Annotated in this window: 12 protein-coding genes; 1 reads left to right on the plus strand and 11 read right to left on the minus strand. The window is 72.3% G+C overall.

All coding sequences use genetic code 11. The features are described from left to right. Window positions 1-196: 196 nt before the first annotated feature. The 11 genes from ACFVHO_RS20520 to ACFVHO_RS20570 all read right to left on the minus strand — a co-directional run bounded on the left by ACFVHO_RS20520 (window position 197) and on the right by ACFVHO_RS20570 (window position 11787). Complete coding sequence (locus ACFVHO_RS20520) at window positions 197-688, minus strand: excalibur calcium-binding domain-containing protein (RefSeq protein WP_385716321.1); 492 nt, start codon at window positions 686-688, stop codon at window positions 197-199. A gap of 192 nt (window positions 689-880) precedes the next feature. After that, window positions 881-1897, minus strand: coding sequence for an AAA family ATPase (locus ACFVHO_RS20525; RefSeq protein WP_385716323.1), 1017 nt, complete (start codon window positions 1895-1897; stop codon window positions 881-883). A 160-nt stretch (window positions 1898-2057) separates the two neighbouring features. Continuing rightward, entirely contained in the window at window positions 2058-3149 is a 1092-nt protein-coding gene (gene aroB / locus ACFVHO_RS20530; protein ID WP_385716326.1) for a 3-dehydroquinate synthase, read from the minus strand. Beyond that, window positions 3146-3628: a shikimate kinase gene (locus ACFVHO_RS20535; protein WP_385716633.1), complete on the minus strand. Its 483-nt coding sequence runs from the start codon at window positions 3626-3628 to the stop codon at window positions 3146-3148. Before ACFVHO_RS20535 ends, aroB begins: the two co-directional genes overlap by 4 nt. 89 nt (window positions 3629-3717) lie before the next feature. After that, the gene (aroC, locus tag ACFVHO_RS20540; RefSeq protein ID WP_385716329.1) at window positions 3718-4902 is read right to left on the minus strand and encodes a chorismate synthase; all 1185 of its coding nucleotides are present in this window, start codon (window positions 4900-4902) and stop codon (window positions 3718-3720) included. Window positions 4903-5076: 174 nt separating this feature from the next. Further along, on the minus strand, window positions 5077-5907 hold the full coding sequence (locus ACFVHO_RS20545) for a shikimate dehydrogenase (protein ID WP_385716332.1): 831 nt from the start codon (window positions 5905-5907) through the stop codon (window positions 5077-5079). Continuing rightward, window positions 5904-7715, minus strand: a complete 1812-nt coding sequence (gene mltG, locus ACFVHO_RS20550) for an endolytic transglycosylase MltG (RefSeq protein ID WP_385716335.1) — start codon at window positions 7713-7715, stop codon at window positions 5904-5906. The genes ACFVHO_RS20545 and mltG overlap by 4 nt, the downstream gene beginning before the upstream one ends. A 125-nt stretch (window positions 7716-7840) precedes the next feature. Then, entirely contained in the window at window positions 7841-8305 is a 465-nt protein-coding gene (gene ruvX, locus ACFVHO_RS20555; protein WP_385716636.1) for a Holliday junction resolvase RuvX, read from the minus strand. Window positions 8306-8328: 23 nt separating this feature from the next. After that, window positions 8329-10998 carry an alanine--tRNA ligase gene (gene alaS / locus ACFVHO_RS20560; protein WP_385716338.1) on the minus strand — a complete coding sequence of 890 codons (2670 nt, stop codon included), beginning with the start codon at window positions 10996-10998 and terminating at the stop codon, window positions 8329-8331. Then, window positions 10998-11351, minus strand: coding sequence for a DUF6167 family protein (locus tag ACFVHO_RS20565; protein ID WP_385716341.1), 354 nt, complete (start codon window positions 11349-11351; stop codon window positions 10998-11000). Before ACFVHO_RS20565 ends, alaS begins: the two co-directional genes overlap by 1 nt. Window positions 11352-11358: 7 nt before the next feature. After that, entirely contained in the window at window positions 11359-11787 is a 429-nt protein-coding gene (locus tag ACFVHO_RS20570) for a DUF948 domain-containing protein (protein ID WP_030360489.1), read from the minus strand. Between the two features lie 205 nt (window positions 11788-11992). Between ACFVHO_RS20570 and ACFVHO_RS20575 the strand changes: the two genes are divergently transcribed. Next, on the plus strand, window positions 11993-14194 hold the full coding sequence (locus tag ACFVHO_RS20575) for an ATP-binding protein (protein ID WP_385716344.1): 2202 nt from the start codon (window positions 11993-11995) through the stop codon (window positions 14192-14194). The last annotated feature ends 17 nt before the right edge of the window (window positions 14195-14211 follow it).

The raw sequence follows: 14211 nt of genomic DNA on the forward strand, positions 1-14211 counted from the left end.
CCCCGTGTGCTGCCGGGGCCGGGCCCCGTAAGGGGCGCGGGGAACTGCGCGACCAGCCACAACAAAGCCGCAGACGCGTCTGCCGGGATCTCCGCAGACGCTTCTGCGGCTTTTCGCGCGCTGAGCGCGCAGTTCCCCGCGCCCCTTACGGGGCCCGCCCCGGACGGCGGGGGCCGTCCCGAGAAGCGGCCAGCGATCACGTGTCGCAGCCGACGCCGTCCCCGTCGCGGTCGAGGTGACGGCCGTAGCCCGGCTCGCCGCGGTGCACGGGCGCCGCACCCGCCGCGCGGGCCGCGGCGCAGTTCGCGTAGTAGGCGGCACCGCCGCCGGAGCCGCTGCCCGAGCCGTCGTCGCCGGAACCGCCGGGGTCGTCGTCGCCCGAGCCGCCGCTCGGAGGCCGCACCGTGACGGTGGCCTTCACGGTCTTCGTCGTGCGCACGGTGACGGTCTCCGCCGGTTCGGGCTCGGCCTTCTCGACCTTGGCCTTGGGGGTCACCGTCGTCGTCGCGGTGACCGTGGACCGTGCGGCGGCCTGCGTGGACTTCGTGTCGCCCTCGGAGGCGTCGCCGCTGGCGCCCGCACCGATGCCGATCAGGAACGCGAGGGCGAGAGCGGGGAGCACGAAGCGCTTCCGTGCCCACTTGGGCGCGGTACGGGGCGTGGCTGGTGGTACATGCGGAGTGGTCATCTCGTCCCCCGATCTTCCGGGCTCTGATACCGCCGGGCCCCGACCGTAGCGCCGTGCCCTCGGGGGTGAAGGAGCTTCGGAGGCGGGGTGACCTACTCGTGACTCATGAGCCGCGCGGCTGAGGCGGCTGAGGCGGCTGAGGCGGCTGAGGCCACCGCTACCGTGCCGTCGGACGCCCGCGCCCCGCCGCCCCTACCACTGGGGCGGACTCGCGATCGCGCGGGCCAGGACGTCGTCCAGGAGACGGGCCGTGGCGGGGACGTCGAGCTGGGAGTTGTCGATGATCGGCAGCCCCGAGCCGTACCACCCGGCCATGCGGCCGTGGATGCGGGCCACCTCTTCGTCCGTGAGGCGACGGTTCCCGCTGCGCTGGGCGTTGCGCTCCAGGACGACTTCGAGTCCGGGCAGCAGGACGACCGGGAGCAGACCGGGGCCGACGTGCCGCTTCCAGCCGCCGAGGCCGACCACGGGCCGGTCGGGGAAGACGGCGTCGTCGAGGATGCAGGAGATGCCGTTGGCCAGGAAGTTCCGCGCGGCGAAGCCGCAGGTGCGCCGCGCCAGGCGGTACTGCGCCTCGGAGTGGTCGTTCCAGCCCGACTGGGGGTCGGCGAAGCCCGAGCGCACCCATTCGCGTACGTCGTCGAGGCTGATGTGGGACGTCGGCACGCGCCGGTGCTCGGCCCAGAACTTCGCGACGCTGGTCTTGCCCGCGCCCGCGGGGCCGATGAGGAGCACGGCGAGCGTGGTGGAGCCCGTGTCGGCGCGGGCCGTGCCGGGCGGCGGGCTCGGCATGGCGACGGGGCCGCCGGGCGGGAGCTGGATGTGGCCGGTGGTGTCACGGGCGGGCGGCGCGGGGGCGTGGTGCGCGGCGGGGCCGGTCTGGGCGTGCCCGGCGGCTGCGGGGTGCGGGGCGTGACCGGGAGCGTGCGGGGCCGGTCCGGGCGCGTGCGCCGTCGGCCCCGGAGCGTGCGGAACGCCCGGGACCGGTCCCGGGGCGTGCTGCGATCCTGGCACGTGCGGAGCCGGTGCGTGCGGCGCGCCCGGTGCGTGCGAGGCACTCGGCGTCCCGGGCACGTGCGGCGGCGGGGAACCCGGAGCGGCACCCGGCGGCGGACCGCTCGGGTGGTGTGCGGCCGGGGACCAGCCGGTGGCCGGTCCGTGCCCCGGCTGAGGGGGCGGCGGCAACGGAGACCCCACAGCGTGCTGCATCCGGTGCCACTCCGTCTCGTACGACTGCTGATGCGGGCGGCAGCCGGGGCCACCCTTACCGAACGGTACCGTCCCCGGCCGATGTTGTGTGAACGGCCGGGGCGGCCGAGAAGTGCCCATGGCTGATTTCGGTCCGCCCCGAACAGGGCGGACCACGCGGTCAGTCGGCGACTTCCCCGTACGCGGCGAGCAGCACCGCCGGGTCCGGGCCCTCCAGGACGGTGGGCTTGGCGAGACCGTCGAGGACGATGAAGCGCAGCAGGTCACCGCGGGACTTCTTGTCGACCTTCATGTTCTCCAGGAGCTTGGGCCACTGGTCGTAGCGGTAGCTCAGCGGCAGCCCCACGGACTCCAGGACGGTGCGGTGACGGTCGGCGGTCGCGTCGTCAAGGCGGCCCGCCAGGCGGCCGAGTTCGGCCGCGAAGTGCATGCCGACGGCGACGGCGGCACCGTGCCGCCACTTGTAGCGCTCGTTCTTCTCGATGGCGTGCGCCAGCGTGTGCCCGTAGTTGAGGATCTCGCGCAGGCCGGACTCCTTGAGGTCGCCGGAGACGACCTCGGCCTTGACCTTGATGGAGCGCTCGATCAGTTCGGAGGTGTGCGGCCCGGTGGGCGTACGGGCGCCCTCCGGGTCGGCCTCGATGAGGTCGAGGATCGCCGGGTCGGCGATGAAGCCCGCCTTGATGATCTCCGCGAGCCCGGAGACGTAGTCGTGCACCGGCAGCGAGTCGAGCGCCGCCAGGTCGCAGAGCACGCCCGCGGGCGGGTGGAAGGAGCCCACCAGGTTCTTGCCCTCGGCGGTGTTGATGCCGGTCTTGCCGCCGACCGCCGCGTCGACCATGGCGAGCACGGTCGTCGGCACGGCGATCCACCGCACCCCGCGCAGCCAGGTCGCGGCCACGAATCCGGCGAGGTCGGTGGTGGCACCGCCGCCGACGCCCACGATCACGTCGGTGCGCGTGAAACCGGACTGCCCGAGCGCCTTCCAGCAGTACGCGGCGACCTCGGCGGTCTTGGCCTCCTCGGCGTTGGGCACCTGCACGGCCACGGCCTCGTACCCCTGGTCGGCCAGGTCCTGGCGCAGCGCGTCGCCGGTCTCGGCCAGCGACTCGGGGTGGATGACGGCGACCCGCTTGGCGGCGTCGCCGATCAGGGCGCCGAGTTCACCGAGCAGCTGCCGCCCGACGAGCACCTCGTACGGCTCGGTGCCCGCCGTGCCGCCGACGTGGATGCGCGTCACTGCCTCGCTCATGCTTCCTTCAACTCCAGTGCGTCGAGGACCGCTTCCGCGACCTCTTCGGGGGTGCGGTCGTCCGTGGCGACGACGGCGCGGGCGACTTCTTCGTACAGATGGCGGCGCGCGTCCATCAGCTCGCGCCACTGCTTGCGCGGGTTGACCAGGAGCAGCGGCCGGGCGGTGTTGAGCCCGACCCGGCGGACCGCCTCGTCGACGTCCATCGCGAGGTAGACCACGGGCAGGCCCCGCAGCAGCGCGCGGGTGCCCTCGTCGAGGATCGCGCCGCCGCCGAGGGCGAGGACGCCGTCGTGTCCCGCGACGGCGGCCCGCACCGCCGCGCGCTCACGCTCGCGGAAGTACGGCTCGCCCTCGTCGAGGAAGAGGTCGGCGATCTCGCGGCCCTCGGCGGCCACGATGTCGGCGTCGGTGTCCCGGTAGGCCACACCGAGCCGGTCGGCCAGGAGCACGCCGACCGTGGACTTGCCCGAGCCCATCGGGCCCACGAGCACGACGCGCGGCCGGTGCGTGGACCCGGCGGCGGCGTCCGTCGACCCCTCGGCCACCGGTCCGGCCTCGCCGCCCGTCACCGGATCTGGAGGTTGTCGAGGTACGAACGGACGTTGCGGCGGGTCTCGGTCACGCTGTCACCGCCGAACTTCTCCGCGACCGCGTCCGCGAGCACCAGCGCCACCATGGCCTCGGCCACGATCCCGGCCGCGGGGACGGCGCAGACGTCGGAGCGCTGGTGGTGCGCCTTGGCCGCCTCGCCGGTGGCCACGTCGATGGTCGCGAGGGCGCGCGGCACGGTCGCGATGGGCTTCATCGCGGCGCGCACCCGCAGCAGCTCACCCGTGGAGAGGCCGCCCTCGGTGCCGCCGGACCGGCCGGTGGCGCGCTTGACGCCGTCGGCGGTGGCGATGATCTCGTCGTGCGCCTTCGAGCCCGGCACCCGCGCGAGGTCGAAGCCGTCCCCGACCTCGACGCCCTTGATTGCCTGGATGCCCATGAGGGCGCCCGCGAGCCGCGCGTCCAGGCGCCGGTCCCAGTGCACGTGCGAGCCGAGCCCCACCGGCACGTCGTACGCGAGCACCTCGACCACACCGCCCAGGGTGTCGCCGTCCTTGTGGGCCTGGTCGATCTCCGCGACCATCGCCTTCGACGCGTCGGCGTCGAGGCAGCGCACGGGGTCGGCGTCGAGCTTCTCGACGTCGGCGGGGGTCGGGTACACGCCGTACGGAGCCTTGGCCGCGGCCAGCTCCACGACGTGGCTGACGATCTCGATCCCGGCCGTCTCCTTCAGGTAGGAGCGGGCGACCGCGCCGAGGGCCACGCGGGCCGCGGTCTCGCGGGCGGAGGCGCGCTCCAGGATCGGGCGGGCCTCGTCGAAGCCGTACTTCTGCATGCCCGCGAGGTCGGCGTGGCCGGGCCGGGGCCGGGTCAGCGGGGCGTTGCGGGCCAGCTCGGCGAGGACGCCGGGGTCGACCGGGTCGGCCGACATGACCTGCTCCCACTTGGGCCACTCGGTGTTGCCCACCATGACCGCGACGGGCGAGCCCATGGTCAGTCCGTGCCGGACGCCGCCGATGAACGTGACCTCGTCGCGCTCGAACTTCATGCGGGCGCCGCGCCCATAGCCGAGGCGCCGCCGGGCGAGGTGGTCCGCCACCATGTCCGTGGTGATCGGGACGCCGGCCGGAAGGCCCTCCAGCGTCGCCACCAGTGCGGGTCCGTGGGACTCCCCCGCGGTCAGCCAGCGCAACCTGCTCAACGGTGCTCCTCATGCTCGCGCCTGGAACTGCTTGTCGGCGCGACCGGGTGCGCGGCCCTGGCCCGCCACCCCTGATCCTCCCACGTCCCGGGGCGTGACCCGGCGCCCGGTCCATCTGACGGACGCCGGGACGGACTCCGCTGCGGCACGCCCCCGTCCGCCCGCTGTCGGCCGTCAGCGCCCCGCGAGCGCCCGCTCCCCCGCCTTGCGCATCACGTCGAGGGGTCCGGGGGTCCGCCCCGTCATCTGCTCGACCTGCAGCACCGCCTGGTGCACCAGCAGGTCCAGCCCGCTGACGACGGCGCCGCCGTACGCCGACCAGCGCGCCGCGAGCGTCGTGGGCCACGGGTCGTACAGCACGTCGAAGAGCGTGGTGGGCCGCTCCGGCACGGCGTGGGACAGCTCGTCCGTGGTGCCCGCCGGGGTGGTGGCGATGACCAGCGGCGCGTGCAGGGCCCGCTCGGCGTCCGCCCAGTCGGCGGTGCGCACCGCGATGTCGAGCCGTTCGCCCCACTGCCGCATCTCGGCGGCGCGGGCCTCGCTGCGTACGTACGCGACGACCTCACCGGTGCAGATCCGGGCGAGCGCGGCGAGCGCGGAGGACGCCGTGGCGCCCGCGCCGAGGATCGCGGCGGAATCGACCTGTTCGATGCCGCGCTCCCGCAGGGCGGCGACCATGCCGGGGATGTCGGTGTTGTCGCCGGTCAGGCGCCCGTCGTCCGTCCGCACGACCGTGTTGACGGCCTCCACGGACGCGGCGGTGTCGCTGACCGAGTCGAGCAGCGGGATCACGGCGCGCTTCAGCGGCATCGTCAGGGAGAGCCCCGCCCACTCGGGCCCGAGCTGTTCGAAGAACCCGGGCAGCGCGTCCTCGTCGACCTCGAAACGGTCGTACGACCAGTCGCTCAGGCCCAGTTCCCGATATGCGGCGCGATGCAGCACCGGGGAGAGCGAATGGGCGATGGGAGAGCCGAGCACTGCCGCTCGGCGCACGTGTGCGCTCATTGACCGTTCTGTTCCTGGAGGTTCTGCTCGTACTTCTTGCGGTTCCGGTTCTGCTCTTCGTTCGTTTCCGCGAAGAGCGTCTCGTCCTCGCTGACGGAGACGAAGTAGTACCAGTTGCCCTTCGCCGGATTCAGCGCGGACTTGATCGCGACTTCGCCCGGGTTGCCGATCGGTCCGGGCGGCAGGCCCTTGATCTTGTAGGTGTTGTACGGGTCCTTCAGCTTGCGGAGTTCGTCGACGGAGCCGATGGCGAGCTTGGACTGGCCCTTCAGGTAGTTCACCGTCGAGTCGAAGTCGAGGAGGCCGTACGTCTCGGTGTTGCCGGGCTTCAGTCGGTTGTAGACGACCGTCGCGACCTTCTCGAAGTCGTGCTTGTACTTGCCTTCCGCCTGCACGAGGCTCGCCACCGTGACGACCTCGAGCGGGTTCTTCAGGCCCAGTTGCGAGGCCTGCGCCTCGACGCCCATCGAGTCGTACTTGGCGGTGGCTTCGGCCACCATCTTCCGCAGGACGTCCGCGGGCTTCTGCCCCTTGGCGACGGGGTAGCTGGAGGGGTAGAGGAAGCCTTCCAGCGGGTCCATGGCCTCACTGGACATGTTGGCCGTGGCCCACTTGGGCAGGCCGAGTTTCTTCCATTCCTTGTGGGCGATGTCCTTCGTGGTGCCCTTCTTCAGCTGCAGCCGCTCATCGATCTCGTTGTACACCCAGACATTCCGCTTGCCTTCCGGAATGATGAGGTTGTTACGGCTCTTCGGGCTGAGCATCAATTCGACGGCGGACGCGGCCGACATCTGTTTCTTCAGGGTGTAGACGCCCGCTTGGATTTTCTGTCCGTCCGGGTTCTTGCCCTGTGCGGAGACGAATGCGTCGACGCTCTTGACGACTCCGGCGGCCTTGAGGCGGTTGCCGATGTCATAGCCACCTGAACCCTTTTCGATGGTGACGGTGACATTCGACGCGGTGCCGTCGCCGGAATAGTCCGGGGCCGTGCCGAAACGATCCTGGTAGAACTGGTAGCCGAAGTAGCCGACGCCGCCGAGTACACCGGCGAAGACCACGGTCACGCCCAGGCAGGCGCAGCCGCTGCGGCGTTTCTTGGGTTTCTTGCCGCCGCGGCCCCGGCGGTCGCCGCGGCCGCCGTCGCGCCCCGGTTCGTCGTCGTCCTCGTCGGCGCCGTCCGCGAAGAAGGCGTGCTCGCCCTGGTCGGGCCCGGGGTCCCAGTCGGTCTCCGGCTCCGGTTCGGGTGCGGGGCGCCGACGTCCCGGCGGCTCGGGCGGCGGGTAGGCCTCCGAGGTGCCGTAGTAGTCGGGGCGTTCCTCGGCGTAGGGCGCCTGCTGCCCGCCGTAGGGGTCCACCGGGTCGCCGCCGTAGGGGACCTGCCCGTTCTGCCCGGTGTCCCAGCCGCCGTCGCCGGGCTGGCCGCCCCCGCCGTACTGCGCCTGGGCGGGCGCGTATCCCTGCTGGTCATAGCCCTGCTGGTCATAGCCCTGGGAGCCGTAGGCCTGGTGCTGGCCCGAGTTCCAGTCGCCGTAGGGAGCCTGCTGCTGCGGGTGCTGGGCCTGCTGGGGGTGAGCCTGCTGGTGCGGGTACTGCCCTTGCTGCGGGTGGGGCTGGTGGTGCGACTGCTGGGGGTGCTGCTGGTGCGACTGCTGGGGGTGCTGCTGGTGCGGCTGCTGGGGGTGGTACTGCTCCTGGCCGCCGTAGGGGGACGGGCCATTGCCCTGCTGTCCTCCCCATCCGCCGTCCCCGTACAACGGGTCCTCGGGATGCCACGGTTCGGAGCCTGGGCCCCGGCCATACTCAGTCATCGATCCCCTACGAGCCGCGAGGCGGGGGCCGCCGACTGGATATCAGGGCAACCGTTCCGCCTCTTGATGCTGTGCGTCGGCTGTTCGAACGCCGCCGCATCGCGCGGAACGTTACCGTATCGCGATCAGATGACCACTTCGACGCCCTCGCCGGGTGCCCTTCCTGACGCCCGTTCGGACTCCAGCGCCTGCTGCAGAATCACCACGGCCGCCGCCTGATCGATGACAGACCTGCCCTTTTTGGACTTCACGCCGGAGGCGCGCAGGCTCTGACTGGCCGTCACTGTGGTCATCCTCTCGTCCACGAGCCTCACCGGAACGGGGGCGATCCCGGCGGCGAGCTCCTGGGCGAAGCCGCGGACCTTCACGGCGGCCGGGCCCTCGCCCCCCTTGAGGGAGCGAGGGAGCCCGACGACGACCTCGATCGGCTCGTACTCCTCGACGAGTTGCTTGAGCCTGCGCTGGGCGGCCGGGACGTCACGTCCCGGCACGGTCTCCACCGGTGTGGCGAGGATCCCGTCGGGGTCGCACGAGGCGACCCCGATCCGGGCGTCCCCGACGTCGATCGCGAGCCTGCGCCCGCGACGGATGCCTTCGGTCATCGGGGCGGGCCTCAGGCCGTCTCGGTGACGAGGCGCTCGACGGCGGCGATGGCGTCACCGATGGCGGCCACGTTCTGGCCGCCGCCCTGGGCGACGTCCGGCTTGCCGCCGCCTCCGCCACCGAGGGTCTTGGCGGCGGTGCGCACCAGGTCACCGGCCTTGAGGCCGCGCTCGCGGGCGGACTCGTTGGTGGCGATGACCGTCAGCGGACGGCCGTTGGCGGTGCTGAACAGGGCCACCACGACCGGACGGTCGCTCGGGATGCGGCCGCGCACGTCGAGGACCAGCTTGCGCAGGTCGTCGGCGGTGGTGCCGTCCGGGACCTGGCCGGTGACGAGCGCGACGCCGCGCACGTCCTTGGCGCCCTGGGCGAGACCGGCGGCGGCCTGGAGGACCTTCTCCGCGCGGAACTTCTCGATCTCCTTCTCGGCGTCCTTCAGCTTGGCGAGCATGCCGGAGATCTTCTCGGGCAGCTCCTCGGGGCGGCCCTTGACCAGCTCCTGGAGCTGGGCGACGACCGTGTGCTCCTTGGCCAGGAAGTTGTACGCGTCGACGCCGACGAGGGCCTCGATGCGGCGCACGCCCGAGCCGATGGAGGACTCGCCGAGCAGCTTGACCAGGCCGAGCTGGGCGGTGTTGTGCACGTGGGTGCCGCCGCACAGCTCCTTGGAGAAGTCGCCGATGGTGACGACGCGCACGCGCTCGCCGTACTTCTCGCCGAACTCGGCGATGGCGCCCTGCTTCTTGGCGTCGTCGATCGACATGACCTCGGCCTGGACGTCGAGCTCCCGCGAGAGCACGTCGTTGATCCGCTGCTCGACGTCCGTCATCACGGTCGTGGGCACGGCGGACGGCGAGCCGAAGTCGAAGCGGAAGCGGCCGGGCTGGTTCTCCGAGCCGGCCTGGGCGGCCGTCGGGCCGAGCGCGTCGCGCAGCGCCTGGTGGGTGAGGTGCGTGGCGGAGTGGGCGCGGGCGATGGCGCGGCGGCGGTGGGAGTCGATCGAGGCCCACACCGGAGCGCCGACGGTGATCTCGCCGACCTGCACGACGCCCTTGTGGACGTGCACGCCCGGCACCGGCTTCTGGACGTCGCGGACCTCGACGACGGCGCCGCTGTCCAGGCGGATGCGGCCGGTGTCGCCGATCTGGCCGCCGCCCTCGGCGTAGAACGGGGTGCGGTCGAGGACGATCTCGACCTCGTCGCCCTCGGTGGCGGCGGGCGAGGAGACGCCGTCGACGAGGAGGCCGACGATCACGGCCTCGTTCTCGGTGGCCGTGTAGCCCGTGAAGTCGGTGGCTCCGGCGTTGTCGGCGATCTCGCGGTAGGCGCCGAGGTCGGCGTGGCCGGTCTTCTTGGCCTGGGCGTCGGCCTTGGCGCGCTCCCGCTGCTCCTTCATCAGGCGCCGGAAGCCGTCCTCGTCCACGGTCAGGCCCTGTTCGGCGGCCATCTCCAGGGTGAGGTCGATCGGGAAGCCCCAGGTGTCGTGGAGCAGGAACGCCTTGTCGCCGGGCAGCACGGTGGAACCGGCGGCCTTGGTGTCGGTGACGGCGGTGTCGAGGATGTTCGTGCCGCCCTTGAGGGCCTTGAGGAAGGCGGCCTCTTCGGCGAGGGCGACGGTCTCGATGCGCTTGCGCTCGGTGAGCAGCTCCGGGTACTGCTCGCCCATGGTCTTGATGACCGTGTCGACCAGCTCGGCGACGACCGGTCCGGAGGCGCCGAGCAGGCGCATGTTGCGGACGGCGCGGCGCATGATGCGGCGCAGGACGTAGCCGCGGCCCTCGTTGCCGGGCGTGACGCCGTCGCCGATGAGCATCACGGACGTGCGCATGTGGTCGGCGACCACGCGCAGCGAGACGTCCGAGCCGTGCTCGGCGCCGTAGCGCACGCCGGTCAGCTCGGTGGCCTTGTCCATGACGACGCGCAGGGTGTCGGTCTCGTACATGTTCTGTACGCCCTGCAGGATCATGGCGAGGCGTTCCAGGCCGAGGCCCGTGTCGATGTTCTTCGACGGCAGGTCGCCGAGGATCGGGAAGTCCTCCTTGCCCGTGCCCGCGCCGCGCTCGAACTGCATGAAGACCAGGTTCCAGATCTCCACGTAGCGCTCGTCGTTGACGGCCGGGCCGCCCTCCTCGCCGAACTCGGGGCCGCGGTCGTAGTTGATCTCCGAGCACGGGCCGCAGGGTCCGGGGACGCCCATGGACCAGAAGTTGGGGCCCATGCCCAGGCGCTGGATGCGCTCGGCGGGGACGCCGATGACGTCGCGCCAGATGCGCTCGGCCTCGTCGTCCTCCTTGTAGACCGTGATCCAGAGCTTCTCCGGGTCCAGGCCGTAGCCGCCCTTGTCCTGGGGCTCGGTGAGCAGCTCCCAGGCGAGCTTGATGGCGCCTTCCTTGAAGTAGTCGCCGAAGGAGAAGTTGCCGCACATCTGGAAGAACGTGCCGTGCCGGGTGGTCTTGCCGACCTCTTCGATGTCGGGCGTGCGCACGCACTTCTGCACGCTGGTGACACGAGGGGCGGGCGGCTTGGCCTCGCCCAGGAAGTAGGGCTTGAAGGGGACCATGCCCGCGGGGACGAGGAGCAGCGTCGGGTCGTCTGCGATCAGCGACGCCGACGGCACGACCTTGTGCCCACGCTCCTCGAAGAAGCTCAGCCAGCGGCGGCGGATTTCAGCCGACTCCATCAGTGGTCCTCATTCCGGTTGTACGAGTACATCGTGTCCGTCGACTTCGCGAGGGACTTGGGGGTCTTCTTGGTGGCGGGCTCGACGAGCGCGAAGCGACGCTGTGCGGGCAGTTCGGGGTCGACCGGGGCGTTCACGCCGAGGGCGTCGCCCAGCTCGGCCTCGCGCTCGGCCATGCCGTCGCGGACGTCGAGCGCGAAGTCCTTGAGCCGGTGGCCCGCTTCGAGCGCCTTGTCGGCGGCCCTGGCGGCGAGGCTCTCCGGCGTCAGCTGCTTCAGCTTGCGGTTGACCTTGGTGGTGGCCCAGACGCCGGCGGCCGCGCCCGCGGTGAACCAGAACGTACGTCGGAACATCGCTGCGTCAGTCCTTCTTCCGCTTGCCCCGCCGTGCGGACGGGAGGGTGCGGCCCACGATCACCGTACGACGCGACGGCTTGGCGGGCACTTCCTTACGACTGAGGGCCCGGCGCACTCCGTAGCCGAACGCCGCCACCTTGACCAGCGGGCCGCCGAAGGTGGAGGCCACGGTCGTGGACAGCGCCGACGCGTTCGACGTGACTTCCTGGACATCCGTGGCGATGGCGTCCACGCGGTCGATCTGGGTCTGCGCGGAGCGCACGGCCGTCGAGGCGTCGGCGAGCAGGGGCACTGCCTGCTCGGTCACGTCCGCGACGAGCTTGGTGGTCGCCCTGAGCGTCTGCGCCAGCCTTGCCAGCGCCACGGCCAGGAAGGACACCAGAATCGCCCAGAAGACGGCCACCAGGATCCCGGCCACCTCGCCACCGGACACCGCTCACCGCTCCCTGAGACATCGCCCTGGATTCGCTGTGGATCCCAAGGTCGTCGAACGTCGAAAAGTCGTCCTCCGACCCTATCGCGCCGGGGCCCCGGCTCCGTACCGCATTACCGCATGCGGCACTTGGGCGCGGCAGTACGCGCGAGCTCGGGCCAACTGATTGTACGGAACGCTTACGTCTGAGTACGCTCCGTACCCCATGCGACGCTCTCAGCGCCCCGACGACCGTCGGAGCGACTCCGCCGGCTCCCGCGGCTGCCCGCCCGCCATGGGGAACCTCCCGGCCGAGCTGACCGCCTTCGTCGGGCGCACCGCCGAACTGGCGGCCCTGCCCGCGGCCCTGGCCTCCGCGCGTCTGGTGACCGTGACGGGCGTCGGCGGCGTGGGCAAGTCACGGCTCGCGGTGCGGGTGGCGGCGGCGGGCGGGCCGCGGGACGGGGCCTGGCTGGTGGAGCTCGCGGGGGTGCGTGACCCGCAGCTCGTGGAGCACGCCGTGGCCAGTGCCCTGGAGCTGACGGACCACACGAGGCGCTCGCCGCGGCAGGTGCTGCTCGACCGGCTCGCGGGGCGTGAACTGCTCCTCGTCGTCGACGGGTTCGAGCACCTGGTGGACGCGACGGCGTCGCTGGTGCGGGATCTGCTGCTGCGCTGCCCGGGCCTTCGGGTGCTCGCGGCGGGCCGCAGGCCGCTCGGCACGGCCGGTGAGCGGGTGCTTCCGCTCGCGCCGATGCCGGAGGCGGACGCGGCCGCGCTGTTCACGGACCGGGCGGCGGCGTGCCTGCCGGGCTTCGCGCCGGACGAGCGCGACCTCGCCGACGTGCGGGAGCTGTGCCGCCGTCTCGACGGCATCCCGCTCGCCCTGGAACTGGCGGCGGGTCGGCTGCGGGTGCTCTCCCCCGGGCAGCTCCTGACCCGCCTCGACGACCGGTTCCGGCTGCTCGCCGGTACGCGCCGGGACGTGCCGCCGCGGCATCAGACGCTGCGGACGGCGATCGGCTGGAGCCATGAGCTGTGCACGGCGCGGGAGCGGCTCCTGTGGGCGCGGCTCTCCGTCTTCTCCGGGCCGTTCGACCTGGAGTCGGTCGAGTACGTGTGCAGCGGCGACGGGCTGCACGCGGACGACGTCCTGGACGTGCTCGACGAGCTGCTCGCGCAGTCCGTGGTCTCCCGCGAGGAGAGCCCGACGGGGGTGCGCTACCGGATGCTCGACACGGTCCGCGCGTACGGCGCGGAGTGGCTGGAGGCGGCCGGCGACGCGGCCCGGATGCGGCGCAGGCACCGCGACTGGTACATGGGACTCGCCACGTGGTGCGAGCTGGACTGGTTCTCGCCCCGGCAGGCCGAGGTGGCCACGCTCGTCGAGTGCGAGCTGCCCAATCTGCGCACCGCCCTGGAGTTCTGTCTGACCGAGCCGGACGAGACGCACCTGGGCCAGTATCTGGCGGGCACGCTCTGGTTCTGCTGGGTCGGCTGCGGGCGCCTCGCGGAGGGCAGGCACTGGCTGGAGCGGGCCGTCGAACTGGACGGCGCGCACGAGGAGTCGCGGCTCAAGGCGCTATGGGTCCTCGGGTACGTGGCGATCCTCCAGGGCGACACGGTGCCCGCGCTGTGCGCGCTCCAGGAGTGCCAGGACACGGCCGAGCGCACCGGCAGCGCCGTCGCGGCGGCGTACGCGGTGCACCGCCTGGGCTGTCTGGCGCTGGTCACGGACGACATGCCGCGCGCGGAGCGGCTGCTGCGCACGGCGCTCGACCAGTACCGGCGGATCGGGGAGCTGAACAGCAACGTCCTGATGGGCCAGGTCGAGCTGGCGATGGCGCTGGCCTTCCAGGGGTCGCTCGGGGACGCGGTGGAGCTGTGCGAGGACGCCCGGCAGGTCTGCGAGGACCACGGGGAGCGCTGGGCACTGGCCTACGCCCTGTACGTCCTCGGCTACGCGGCCTGGACGCACGGCGAGCACGGGCGGGCGCGGGACCTGGTCACCCGGTGTCTGGACCTGGACCACGCCTTCCACGACCTGCTCGGCACGGCGCTCGCCGTCGAGCTGCTCGCCCTGTTCACGGTGGCGGAGGGCGACGCGGCGGAGGCGGCGGTGCTGCAGGGTGCCGCGGCGCGGATCTGGCCGTCGGTGGGGCTGCCGCTCTTCGGCTCGGAGCACTTCGGCGGGCCGCACGCCCTGTGCGAGGCGCAGGCCCGGGAACGGCTCGGCGACGAGCGGTACGAGGCGTGTGTGCGGGCGGGCACCGAGCTGAGCCCCGATGTGGCGGTCTCGCGGGCGCTGGGCCGACGCGCGGAGGTGACCGGGGAGCGCCGCCCGGGCCGTGGTGAGGCGCCGGTGCCGCCGGAAAAGCGCGAACCCGCCGTCTCCCCGACCACGTGGGGCGGGGAGACGGCGGGCTGAAGCAGGTGAGGCTACGT

It is taken from the genome of Streptomyces sp. NPDC127108, assembly GCF_042677545.1.
Lineage (GTDB): Bacteria > Actinomycetota > Actinomycetes > Streptomycetales > Streptomycetaceae > Streptomyces.